The 12552-nt window shown below is 46.0% G+C and carries 13 protein-coding genes; 7 read left to right on the forward strand and 6 right to left on the reverse strand.

Annotation, left to right across the window (positions count from 1 at the left end):
* Positions 1 to 5 precede the first annotated feature (5 nt).
* The 6 genes from JBF11_RS06505 to dxs all read left to right on the forward strand — a co-directional run bounded on the left by JBF11_RS06505 (position 6) and on the right by dxs (position 5578).
* Positions 6 to 239, forward strand: coding sequence for a sulfurtransferase TusA family protein (locus JBF11_RS06505; protein WP_334314686.1), 234 nt, complete (start codon positions 6 to 8; stop codon positions 237 to 239).
* 80 nt (positions 240 to 319) lie between these two features.
* Positions 320 to 1330 carry a glycosyltransferase family 9 protein gene (locus JBF11_RS06510; RefSeq protein ID WP_334314687.1) on the forward strand — a complete coding sequence of 337 codons (1011 nt, stop codon included), beginning with the start codon at positions 320 to 322 and terminating at the stop codon, positions 1328 to 1330.
* A gap of 93 nt (positions 1331 to 1423) precedes the next feature.
* Positions 1424 to 2359 (forward strand): M23 family metallopeptidase, encoded by a 936-nt coding sequence (locus JBF11_RS06515; RefSeq protein ID WP_334314688.1) that lies wholly within the window; start codon positions 1424 to 1426, stop codon positions 2357 to 2359.
* Positions 2360 to 2367: 8 nt separating this feature from the next.
* A complete protein-coding gene (gene xseB, locus JBF11_RS06520) occupies positions 2368 to 2616 on the forward strand; it encodes an exodeoxyribonuclease VII small subunit (protein WP_334314689.1) in 249 nt (82 codons plus the stop codon).
* 143 nt (positions 2617 to 2759) lie between these two features.
* A complete protein-coding gene (locus tag JBF11_RS06525; protein ID WP_417168636.1) occupies positions 2760 to 3659 on the forward strand; it encodes a polyprenyl synthetase family protein in 900 nt (299 codons plus the stop codon).
* Entirely contained in the window at positions 3659 to 5578 is a 1920-nt protein-coding gene (gene dxs / locus JBF11_RS06530; RefSeq protein WP_334314691.1) for a 1-deoxy-D-xylulose-5-phosphate synthase, read from the forward strand. Before JBF11_RS06525 ends, dxs begins: the two co-directional genes overlap by 1 nt.
* A 426-nt stretch (positions 5579 to 6004) precedes the next feature.
* Here dxs and JBF11_RS06535 read toward each other — a convergent pair whose 3' ends face one another.
* From JBF11_RS06535 to JBF11_RS06560, 6 genes are all read right to left on the reverse strand, one after another.
* Positions 6005 to 6397, reverse strand: coding sequence for a macro domain-containing protein (locus JBF11_RS06535; RefSeq protein ID WP_334314692.1), 393 nt, complete (start codon positions 6395 to 6397; stop codon positions 6005 to 6007).
* Positions 6398 to 6781, reverse strand: a complete 384-nt coding sequence (locus JBF11_RS06540; RefSeq protein WP_334314693.1) for a macro domain-containing protein — start codon at positions 6779 to 6781, stop codon at positions 6398 to 6400. It abuts the gene before it with no gap.
* 75 nt (positions 6782 to 6856) lie between these two features.
* On the reverse strand, positions 6857 to 8164 hold the full coding sequence (locus JBF11_RS06545; protein WP_334316322.1) for a translocation protein TolB: 1308 nt from the start codon (positions 8162 to 8164) through the stop codon (positions 6857 to 6859).
* Between the two features lie 152 nt (positions 8165 to 8316).
* Positions 8317 to 9183, reverse strand: a complete 867-nt coding sequence (locus tag JBF11_RS06550) for a hypothetical protein (protein ID WP_334314694.1) — start codon at positions 9181 to 9183, stop codon at positions 8317 to 8319.
* 526 nt (positions 9184 to 9709) lie between these two features.
* A complete protein-coding gene (gene tmk / locus JBF11_RS06555) occupies positions 9710 to 10360 on the reverse strand; it encodes a dTMP kinase (RefSeq protein ID WP_334314695.1) in 651 nt (216 codons plus the stop codon).
* Positions 10361 to 10368: 8 nt separating this feature from the next.
* The gene (locus JBF11_RS06560; RefSeq protein ID WP_334314696.1) at positions 10369 to 11430 is read right to left on the reverse strand and encodes a 3'-5' exoribonuclease YhaM family protein; all 1062 of its coding nucleotides are present in this window, start codon (positions 11428 to 11430) and stop codon (positions 10369 to 10371) included.
* A gap of 182 nt (positions 11431 to 11612) precedes the next feature.
* Between JBF11_RS06560 and fba the strand changes: the two genes are divergently transcribed.
* A complete protein-coding gene (gene fba / locus JBF11_RS06565) occupies positions 11613 to 12536 on the forward strand; it encodes a class II fructose-1,6-bisphosphate aldolase (RefSeq protein WP_334314697.1) in 924 nt (307 codons plus the stop codon).
* Positions 12537 to 12552 lie beyond the last annotated feature (16 nt).

Genomic DNA, 12552 nt, shown 5'->3' on the forward strand with positions numbered 1-12552 from the left:
ACCCTATGGAAAAAACAAGAGAAAACACCATTGACACATGCGGGCTTTCCTGTCCGCAGCCTGCCTTGGAAGTGCTTAATTTCATCCAACAAAACGGTGCCGATACATTCAGCGTCCTTACGGACAGCGTCACAAGCCGTGAAAATATTATCCGCACCGCTCAAAAACATCATTACAGGTTAGAAAATGAAGAAAAAGAACTTATGATTACGGTTTTGCATTTTAGTAGAAATGCCTAATCCCCCCTTAACGCTCTTGGCTTGCTTATAAAAACAAAATAAGGCATACTTCTGTCAGTTTTTATAAGCGAGCTTTTTTTATGAAAATTCCTTTGCATACCAATACCGCCGTTGTTTTCCGCCTGAGCGCCATGGGCGATGTCGCCCTCATGTCCGGAGTTTTATCCTATTGGAACTCCCTCTACCGCACGAAATTCATTGTCATCACCCGTGAGGAATTCGCCCCTTTGTTTGAGAACCACCCTGCCATCGCAGGCATCGAAGCCCTTTCAAAAGAAAGTTTGGAATACAAAACATATTCCCAAACCTGCAAAAAACTTGCTGAAAAATACGCAGATTTTCCTTTATTCGACCTGCACGCCTCAACCCGCTCCCGCCTGCTTGCCCACCAGTGGAAAACAAGCGTTTACCGCTACAATAAAATGCCCGTATTGCGCCGTCTTTTTCTTTGGTCTAAAGGCAAAATCGGCAAAAATGCCCTGCTTGAGAAAGATGTCCGCCAACGCTATGCAAGCCTCTTATGCGAAGACCCCGTTGCGCCCCGTTTGCTCAAACCCAAAATTTACCTTGATGAAGACGAACGAACGGATGCCCGAAATCTGCTTGCTGAACTTTTTCCGAACAATACGAAAAAAATTGTCGCCATCCACCCTTTCGCCACCCATAAAGCCAAAACCCTCCCCCTTGGCCACTGGCAAAAAATCAGCGCCGTTCTTAGCGGTGAATATCAAATCCTCTTTGTGGGCAAAGGCGATTTACCCGAAAACATGTACGGAAAAAATCTTATCAACAAAACAAATTTGCGTGAACTTTGCGCGGTTCTCAGCCGATGTTCCCTGCTCATTACGGGCGATTCGGGTCCTATGCATCTGGCAGATGCCGTCGATACGCCTCTGCTCGCCCTTTTCGGGCCGACAACAAAGGAATGGGGATTTTTTCCCGTGGGTGAAAATGCGCATATCCTGCAAAAAGAAATGCCCTGCCGTCCCTGCTCCCTGCACGGCAAGCAAAAATGCAGACAAAAAGAATCCTGTTTGGAAAAAATCAGCACAGAAGAAATTATCGCCCATGCAAAAAAAATTCTCAGCTGAACTCATTTGCGCAGCCGATATTTTTCTTTGTGTTTTCATTGCAAAAAGCAAAAAAATCATATACTGTCATTCCATTGTTCCAAAGGATATACAATGAAAAAAATTTTTAACATATATTCTCTTTTTATTGCGGCATGCTTGATACTTTCCGTATGCGTGCACCCGCTTGCTTATGCAGTCACGTTCGACATACCCCAAAAAGTAAGCCAAGGCAGGGGTTTTCTTATAACAATACAAGATAATTCCGCATTTTCAGGGAAAATTCTCTGGCAAAAAAAAGAAATTCCTTTTCGGGCTGAAAAAAACGCCGAAAGTTTTGCAGTCCGGATCTTATTGGGCATGCCCATTGACGCGGCGGCTCCCCAAACCTTGACGCTTTTTATCAATGATGAGCAATTCACTCAAAAAATCACGCCCCTTGCGGTGAATTGGGTTACCCACAAGCTCACCGTCGCCCCGAAATATGTCGAACCTCCTAAGGAAGTTCTTGATAAAATACAAAAAGACCGCGCCGCCACAAAAAAAATTCTTGCAACCGTGAGCAATGTGCAAAACTGGAAACTTCCTTTCACCCGTCCCGTCAAAGGCACTATCAGCGGTTCTTTTGCCGCAAGACGGATTTTTAACAATGTTCCGCGTTCCCCCCATTTAGGCACGGACATGCGGGGAGCCGTCGGCACGCCGATTTTGGCTATGGCTGACGGCACAGTCCTTTTTGCGGAAGAACAGTATTATTCCGGTAATGCCGTTTGGATAGACCACGGACAAGGGGTGCTTTCCATGTACGGGCATTTATCGAAATTTTCCGTAAAAAAAGGGGATATGGTCAAACAAGGACAAAAAATCGGAGAAGTGGGGGCAACAGGCAGGGTTACCGGTCCGCATTTGCATTTAAGCCTTTATATTCAAGGTGTTGCTGTTGACGCCGTTCCTTTTTTCCGCACCAATCCTTTGGAAATAATCGGCGGACCGACCAAGGAAGAACCGCGGCCGCAGCCTAAAAAAAATAAGACAAAACAGGCAAAATAGAGGCAAGCATGGCAAAAGAACTTTCCTTTGAAGACAAAATGAATAAATTGCAGGAAATTGTCGATCTTCTTGAACAAGGTAAAATCACACTTGCGGAAAGCGTCAAACTCTATAAAGAGGGGCTTGAGCTCACGCAAAAATGCAAGGAAGAACTTGAAAAAGCGAAGCATGAAGTGAAAATTTTACAAAATGACACGCTTGAAGATTTTGAATCCAATATCGACCATTCCTATTCCGCCGATGAAAACATCCTTTAAACGAGAACATTATGCGAACCCTACAAAGCCTTTTTCTTGAAAATTTTGCCATTCCAAAGGAATATGACATACTCTTCGAACAGGTTTACCAAAAAAATCAACTTGATAAAAAAGAAGAACTCGACACGCTCCATAAAAAAATTATGAAGCAGCGCCTGCAGGCTGTGGAAAAACAGCTTGAAACCATGCTTTTGGATACGGAAATTCCGCCCCGGCTGTCCGAAGCCATGCGGTACAGTTTGCTGGCGGGGGGCAAACGCCTGCGCCCGATTTTGTGTCTTTCCATGGCGAAGCTTTGCGCCCATGCCTGCGATAAGGAAAACGCGTGGCTTTCGGCTGTTCCCTTCGCCGTTTCCCTTGAAATGATCCATACCTATTCCCTTATCCATGATGATTTGCCTGCCATGGACAACGACGATCTAAGGCGCGGAAAACCGACCTGCCATAAAGCTTTTGACGAAGCCACCGCCATTTTGGCAGGGGACGGATTGCTTACCGACGCGTTTTACCATATGGCGGACTGCGATCTGCCCGCCCGAAACATACTCGAAAGTTTGCAAATCATAGCCAAAGCCGTGGGTTCCCAAGGCATGGTAGGCGGACAAATGCTTGATATGGAAGCCGAACAGCGCAAACTGAACCTTAAAGAATTATGCGTATTGAACGCAAAAAAAACAGGGGCATTAATTCAATGCGCCTGCCTTTCCGGGGCAAACCTCATGGGAATTTGCCCGTCTGCGCAAAACCATATAGGACAATACGGAACAGCGATAGGCATAGCCTTTCAAATTATTGATGACGTCCTTGACATTATCGGTGATTCCGCCCTGCTTGGAAAAAATACGGGCAGTGACGAAGCCAATCAAAAATCAACATGGCCATCACTCATGGGCATAGAAAAAAGCAAGAAAAAAGCCGTTGAATACTGCGAACAGGCGGTGCGTGCGCTTTCCGGGCTTGCCGAAAACGAAACGAAAATCAACAAAAGCGAACAACACTTTTTACAAAAAACAGCCAAAGACATGGCATACCGAGTTTACTAATGACAGATTTCAATATTCCCGCTTCCCTTCTTGATGAAAATTTGCCTCACAGTATCAGGCAGATGGACCTTGCGGAAAAAGAACGGCTTGCGCGTGATATCCGCCAAACCATTATTCAGGTTGTCGCAAAAAACGGCGGACATTTGGCACCCTCCCTCGGAGTTGTGGAACTGACGCTTGCGCTTCTTTCCGTTTTCAATCCTTCCCGCGACCACATCATCTGGGACGTCGGGCATCAATGCTATCCATGGAAACTGCTCACAAAAAGAGCGAAAGATTTTAAAACCCTACGGCAGTTCGGTGGCTTATCGGGTTTTCCTAAACGAAGCGAAAGCCCTGAATTTGACCGTTTCGGCGGCGGGCATGCCTCAATCAGCATTTCCGCAGGTCTTGGAATGGCAATGGCAAGAGATTTGAACGACACGGATGAAAATATCGTTTCCGTCATCGGAGACGGCGCTTTGACCGGCGGCATGGCGTTTGAAGCGCTGAACCAAGCCGGCGGACTGCATAAACGCATGATTGTCGTCTTAAATGACAATGAAATGTCCATCTCCCGCAATGTCGGGGCATTATCCCAATTTTTAAGCCGCAATCTCGCCCATAAGCGGTTTTTGAATTTCAAAGACAGCACGGGCAATTTTTTGAAAAGCATTCCGAAAATAGGGGAAACTCTTTACAATATTGCGGATAAAGGCGAAAAAAGCTTAAAAACCCTTTTCACCCAAGGCATGATTTTTGAAGCGCTGGGCTTTAACTATATCGGGCCTATCGACGGCAATAACCTGGAAGAACTCATCCGCCACTTGGAAATAGCCAAAGAAGCGGAAAAACCCATATTGCTCCATATCAGAACCAAGAAAGGTTTGGGCTATCCTCCTGCTGAAAACAATCCCTCCCGCTTCCACCGCGTTCCGGGGTTCGAACCTGAAACTGGGCTTGTGCCAACACCCAAAATCAACGCGGAACAAGGTCCGGGATTTACAAAAATTTTCGGAGCGAGCCTTTGCGAACTGGCAAGCGAAGATAAAAAAATCATCGCAGTATGCGCAGCCATGCCTGACGGCACCGGACTCGGCGAGTTTCGTTCCCGTTTTCCCGAACGCTTCATTGACGCAGGGATTTGTGAAGAGCATGCCGTAACGTTCGCGGCAGGCATGGCGACCCGAGGTTTAAAACCCGTTGTCGCCATTTACTCGACTTTTTTGCAGCGCGCTTACGACCAAATCATTCATGATGTCTGCCTGCAAAATCTTCCCGTTGTTTTTTGCCTGGACAGGGCGGGACTTGTGGGAGAAGACGGAGCCAGCCACCATGGGGTTTTTGACTTGACCTACCTGCGTTCCATTCCCAATATGACGGTACTTGCACCGAGAGATGAGGAAGATTTGCCCGACTGCCTTTATACAGCCCTGCAGCTCAATTCCCCTGTCGCCATCCGTTACCCGGCAATGCCGACGCATGCGAAAATCGCCAAGCATGAAGGATTTAAACTTTTGGAAACAGGCAAGGGCGATATGCTCATTGAAGCGGAACAAAAAGATGTTTGCGTTCTTGCCGTCGGTCATAGGGTGCACCCCTGCAAAACGGCTATCAAGGCTTTACCGAACAACAACATCAGTCTTTTTGACGCCCGTTGGATAAGCCCCGTGCCTGAAGAACAGTTGAAAAAGCTTGCGGCGGCTTACAAAGGGCTTGTTTTTGTCGAAGAAAACTGCCGTGCCGGCGGATTTTCCTCCGCTTGCCTTGAATTTCTTGCAGACAATGATTTGCTGGGTGCTTGCAAAATACTGCGTATCGGCTTGCCTGACAATACGTTTGCGGAACACGGACCGGTCGAAGAATTGCGCAAAGCCTATGGAATCGACACAGACAGCCTTGGCAAGCAATTCGTAAACTTTGCGGATACTATTAAATAACTTTGCAATCCAATCGAGATATAAGAAATTTTTTCTGTGTGCCTGCCAATAAATAATAAAAACAGCATAGTTTTTCAGCCGTGCTGTTTTTTCATGTGGTCAGAATATTAAAATCACCTGTCCGCCAAGCAATTCTCCTTGTTCAAGAGCATTTCCGGATATTTTTTTATGTCGGTTCAGTATTGGTTATTATTTTTTGATGAGAATTATTTTTCCTTTTATGTGAAACGTCATGGGCTTTGTCCGTAATGGTTTTCATATGATTTCAAAGCGGTTTCGTTTTGCTTTCATAATATTTTCTCATACAATTAAAACGTATGAAAAAATATACCGTTTCAACCAATCCATAAATCACTCTTGATTGCATTTACCGCTAAAAAACGGTTATCTGCCAGTTCATTTTATTAACTTTATGGTTTTTGTAACTTATTCTCGCAATAATTCAATATAAATATCCATATCAATATCTTTATAAACATTGAAAACAACGTTCATGTCCTGAGCAAATTCTCTTTGGCATGCTTTGACCGTTTGTACGGCAAGTTCTCCCGCCCTTTGATTGGGAAAATGAAACTCCCCTGTTGAAATACAGCAAAATGCGATACTTGTTAAACCTTGCTCAGCAGCGCAGCGCATGCAGGAGCGATAGCAAGAGCACAGCAACGCCTCGTCCTGCGCCGTCAATTTTTGCCCGACGATAGGACCTACGGTATGAATGACATATCGGCTGGGCAAATTATAAGCGGGCGTAATTTTTGCCTGCCCTGTTTCTTCTTCTCTTCCCTGTGCCTGCATAATTTCAAAGCATTTCGCCCTCAATTACAAACCGGCGAAAGAGTGAACGGCATTGTCTATACATTTGTGCAAAGGCAAAAAACAACCCAATAAACTTTTATTGGCGGCATTGACTACCGCATCGGCCGCAAGCAAAGTGATGTCGCCTTGCCAAACAAACAAATTCTTTTGCACGGGTATTAAATCCTGCATTTTGCGCACGGGTTTCGACTTCAGTTCTTCTTGCAGATACCTGTCTTGAATATTGAGAAATTCTTCCGTAAGCGGCTGAACTTCCCAAACATTCATAAGCGCCCTGAAATATGTTTTTTTCTCCTCAAGGGTTTTGGCTTCAGGCAAACGCAAGGCTGAACCGTGTTTCTGCAAATACCCTATCAAATAATCAAGCCGTTCTTCCTGCTCCATCATTTTTCCTTCTTGTTCCGCATATAAAAAAATCCCCTTTTGCTCCAATCCGAACAAAAGGGGATAAATTTTTCAAACCTATTGAGGAATTTTTCCCCAACGAGGAAAATATGCATTTCCGTTGCCGGTCGGCACATGCTTCGCAGTTCCTCCATGGCGGGTGATCAAATAAATCTGTTTCACTCCCGTTCTGTTGGAAACAAAGGATAAGAAGTAACTGTCAGGAGCAAAAGAAGGCTGTTCGTCACGCCCCGGTCCGAAGCTTACTTGGCGTTCAATGCCGGTGACAAGGTCATGCACAAAAATCCTGTGCCCCTGCGCCGTTCCCTTTGTGTAAGCAACAACGGTGCCGTCGGGGCTGATTGCGGGTTCCGTATTGTATGTTCCTGTTTTGCTCACTCTTGTTACCGTCCCTGTGCTGAAGTCTTTCAGGAAAATTTGCGGTCCTCCCAAGCGGTTGGAAGTGAAAACCATTTTTGTTCCGCTATGGTCGAATGTAGGGGAAACATCAATGGAAGCGCTGTCTTCAAGCACACGTTCCCGTCTGAAACGATGATCAAGAAGATAGATATCCGGCTGCGAACCGGAAGAAAGGCTCACGGCAACTTTATTATCGGGCATAAAGCTCGGACCGATCACCGTATTCCCCGGAAAACGGATACGCTGGACTCTGCCGTTGGCGCTTTGCCAGACACCAAGGGCGTGCGAACCGTCATCAATATGGCTGAACACGATATAGCGCCCGTCCGGCGACCATGCCGGAGACATGGCTATGCCTTTCAGCGAAGTGATTTGCCTGAGGTTTTTTCCAGTAGGTGAAACAATCCAAATATCCCGTTTATTTTTATTTTCATCTTTCGCAAAAGTCAAAGTTGAAAGGAAGAAATCACCGCTTCCGGTTAAAGCTTTCATCAAATCCGCGCAAAATTTATCCGCAACGGCTTCAACTTCTTTATCGGTGATGTTATTATAAGCATTCCCGAAAATAAATTTTCCTGAAAACGTTTCAAAAACCCGCAGTTCAACCTTGCTGCCGTTTTTATCGCCATTCGCCCAATACGCTGTAATCAGCAGATCGGCTCCGCCGATTTGGAAACGGCGGAAATCCAAATTCGCGCCGCTCCACGCGTCAAGCAAAGTTCCCCCTAAGATATTCACATCGGGAACCAAATTCATAAAAGGCAAAAACGACAGGTTATACCGGATCTTATTGTCGAGCACTGCCCCTAAGGCCTTTGCCTCCGTCATCGGGGCGGTTAAAGGCTTCGCCATGCTTAAATTCACAATATTTTGCCCCGGTCCGTAAATATCAACCATTGTCGCACTTCGGGCGGGTGTTTGGAACAAAACGCAAAACAAAAAAACAAAGAAAAGGATTTTTTTCATATTCATATAAACCTTTTTGAAATTCAAGATACCTTATAGCACATTTTTTTCCGTATTCAAATTAATTTATTTAACTATAATATATTGATTTTATTGGTTTATATTTTTATCCTTTTTATTTTCAACATCATGCGGCATTCCGCCCGGAACGTTTATTTTCCCGCGGGAACCTGCGGCACCAGCGGGTCTTGCGCCAACGGATTGGACGCTGAAGAATTTTGCCCTGAAATATTTTGCGCGGTTCCGAACAAAGAAGCGTTGGAAGCTGGTCCCGTTACGGCATTTGTATTTGCAGGACTTACGGTACTGGCGGAAGAAGCGGACCCCATATTCCGCATATTCCGATTGGTGGGATTTGTATCCGTCATACCGCTTACAGGACTTGGGGAGCTTGGGGTATAAAACGCGGAAGAATTTGAACCGCCCGCTTCCGGTGTCGGTTTTTGTTCGTTTTTTTGTTCAAATTGCGCAAGAGGAATACAAAGCTGTCCGTCTTTTTGTTCGACAAGTATTGTTTTTTGTGCAGCGGAATTTGCCTTCGGCGTTTGCGTATCGTTCAACTGCGCATTCACCGGCAGCGCTGCCGTTGACCGCACCTTTGCGGATTGTGCTGCTGATCCGGCACCCGAATAATACCGTGCAGGATATTTTCCCTTCGCAGGGTCCTGATACAGTTTTTTACGGGGAACAAGAGAGCCCCATACGGTATTGCGAAGCATTTCCACCCGAATATCGCTCTGATAGGGTGAAGACGCATAATTTCCGAAGAGGGACGTGCCGGCGCTTGGATTTGCCGTATACAGCCCTTTCTGACTGACAGCGGTCGCACTTGCTCCGCTTTGATTTTGGGTATTGTCAATAGTTGTTGTTTGGGTATTTCCTTGTGCGGAAGTCGTATTATTGATATTGACCGTCACCTGCACGGGACTGTCCGCCGTTTTGACACCTTGGCTCGTTTGCGCTGAAACCGGAAACACGAAATAAAAACCTGCAAGAAAAAAAAGAACCGTTTTCTTCATAATCCACCAAACCTTTAATAAAAAAACTCATTATTCTTTTTCGGCTTGTTTTCAAAAAAGATTAGGCTGTTCCTTTTTCTGACCTCCACTCAAAACGAACGGTTAAAAAAAACGATAAGGCGCTTCGCACAAAACAAGAATGGATATTTTCATAATAAACCGGACAAGATCATCCCAATTTTGCGGTAAGCTCCTTAACGGACAGCCTTTTTGTCCAATTCCGGCAATAAGCGCCCGCCTGCATATTAAGCAGTGTCTGAAAAATCCCCATACTGTGAAAACCGTGAAAAACAAAGAGCATAATTCAGCCGAAAAACAGACGGACGCACTGAAAATAAAGGGAATGACAACATCAGCAACATGCTTGCACAATTCAATCCGTAGGCATGTTCACTGAAACCGCCCCGCCTGTAAAATAATTAGACGTGAAAAACACGCCCCTTTCCGGCACACAATAGCAATATCATACACCGCTTTTAAATTTTTTGTCTTTTTTTAAATTTTCTATGCTTTGGCGGGCAAGTTCCTATTCGGACTCTTTTTCTTCCAGCAAACGCTCCAGCGCTTTTAATACATCGGCAAAAACAGCGTCTGCGTCCTGTGCGGCATTCACAACCAAAAAACGTTTTTCCCGCCTGCTTATGGTCAAAAAGCCCGTCCGTATTTTTTGATGAAATTCCAGAGCTTCCGCCTCGAAACGCCCCTCGCTGACAGTGAGGTTCTGCGCGATATTTCTGGCTGTCGCACGAGCCAAACCGATTTCAGGGTCAAGATCCAGCAAAATGGTCAAATCAGGCTTCAAACCGTTTGTAGCAAGCGCATTCAGCATATTAAGCCGATCAATGTCCATGCCCCGCCCGTAGCCCTGATAAGCAACGGTGCTGTCAATGAAACGGTCGCATAAAACGATTTTTCCCTGTGCCAGCGCAGGAGCGATGCAGGTTTCCGTATGTTCCGCCCTATCCGCCAAAAAAAGCAACAATTCCGCCGTAGGGCAAATTTTTTCTTCGGCATTTAAAATAATGCCGCGGAGCTTTTTTCCCAGTTCGCTTCCGCCGGGTTCGCGGGTCAGCAGCACTTCTTTGCCGCAGCTCCCGAAATAAGCGACCATTTTTTGAATAAGCGTTGTTTTTCCTGCGCCTTCGACTCCTTCGAGGCTGATGAACAAACCTGCCATACTATCCCCTATTCAGTAAAAAATCCCATTAAGGAACATTGTTTTTCTTTCGGTTCCTTCTTTGTTTTTTCCTTCTCTTTTTGTTTCGGGGTTTGCGGCATCCTGCACAAACTCCTGCCAAGCAGACCGACCCATGCGGACCATGCTATTTCCTGGTTCGCGCCTTCTTCTTTTTCCGGCGTCTGGCTGAACGCTTCACGGCACTGCGCCAATTTTGCGTCCATATTGTCGGCATAATGCAGACAAAACGCCTCGGGGCTGAGGGGAACGCGCGGCGCGCCGAACTCCGGCTCACCGTGATGGGATAAAATCAAGTGTTCAAAATGCAAAGCAAGGACGGGATCGACTTTCGCCTTGTCCAAAAAAGGTTTCAGCATAAGTATGCCCTGAACGATATGCCCGAGCATTTTTCCCTCGTCAGTGTAATCATTGGCAATTCCGCCGGAAAGTTCATCCAGTTTGCCTATATCATGAAAAAGCGCCGCGACAAAAAGCGTTTGCCTGTCCAATTCGGGATAATGATCGGATAATTTCAGACAAAGACCCGCCACGGAAAACATATGTTCCAAAAGTCCGCCCGCATAGGCATGGTGGACGGATTTCGCGGCAGGAGCAAGCAGGAGTTTCGCCCGTATCCCTGCGTCGCCCAGCACATTTTTGCAAAAATCCCTCCAAGGGGCATAGCGTATTTCCTGATCGACGCATTCTTCGATTTGGGCTAAAATTTCAGAGGGCGGCGTTGCTGAAGTCTGCATAAACGCGCTCATATCCAATTCTTCCGGATCTTCCACGAAACGGAGCGCCTCAATCGTAAATTGCAGCTGTTCCCGAAAAAGGGAAGTCCTTCCCCTGACTTCGATAAAATCACCCGCTTTCAGTTCCCCGACATTCTGACTGAGAGGCGACCAAATTTTCGCTTCCAAAATTCCGCTTGCGTCGCGAAGCTTCACGGACCAAAAAGGTCCGTTGCGTCCTTCCGACTTCTGAGCGGAACCGACTAAAAAAACGGAACAGACACTTTCACCGATTTGGACATCTGTCTGAATATTTTTTATGCAAATCCTCTGCATGCTTATTCCTCATGTATGCTTTTAAATGCTGAACAGACATTTTTGCATAGATGCCTGCTTTCGTCAAATCCTTAAAAATCGCCCCGTCCAAGGAAATTTTTATTTTTTCAGCTTTCACATTGCCAAAAATTTCACTTTATAGTATGATTAATCATCATTTAATAAGTATTCTTGGAGGAACTATGCCCTTAGTCGGACCAAAAGAAATGTTTGCCCGCGCGTATGCCGAGTCTTATGCTGTTGGTGCGTTCAACATCAATAACATGGAAATCATACAAGGTATCATGCAGGCGGCATCGGAAGAAAAATCCCCTGTCATTCTGCAAGTTTCTGCGGGAGCAAGAAAATATGCGGGTCAGCCTTACATCATGAAATTGGCGGAAGCCGCTCTTCAGGAAAATGATCTTCCCATGGTTGTCCATTTGGACCACGGCGCTGATTTTGAAATTTGCAAAGCCTGTATCGACGGCGGTTTCACGTCCGTTATGATAGACGGTTCCCACCACAGCTTTGAAGAGAACATCGCCATAACCAAAAAGGTTGTCGATTACGCCCATGACAAAGGGGTTTGGGTTGAAGCCGAACTTGGACAGCTGGCAGGCGTTGAAGAACATGTTTCCGCTGAAAAATCCGTTTACACGGACCCGGATCAGGCCGTTGAATTTGTTCAAAGAAGCGGCTGCGATTCCCTTGCCATCGCCATCGGCACAAGCCACGGCGCATACAAATTCAAAGGCGAAGCGAAACTTGATTTCGAACGTCTTGAAAAAATCACTGAACTTCTTCCCGGCTATCCGCTTGTTCTGCACGGAGCATCTTCCGTTCCTCAGGAATTTGTCGAAATGGCGAACAAATACGGAGCGAAACTCGGCTCCGCCAAAGGCGTTCCCGAAGAAATGCTCAGAAAAGCGGCTTCCATGGGGGTTTGCAAAATCAATATCGACTCTGACATCCGCCTTGCCATGACGGCTTATATCCGCCGCCAGCTTGCCGAATCACCGGAAGAGTTCGATCCCCGTTCCTATTTGAAACCCGCCCGTGAAGCGGTCCGTACCATGGTTCAACATAAAATCAAGAACGTTTTAGGTTCTTCCAACAAAATATAATAAATTCCGGAGAAAA

It is taken from the genome of Taurinivorans muris (assembly GCF_025232395.1).
GTDB lineage: Bacteria > Desulfobacterota > Desulfovibrionia > Desulfovibrionales > Desulfovibrionaceae > Taurinivorans > Taurinivorans muris.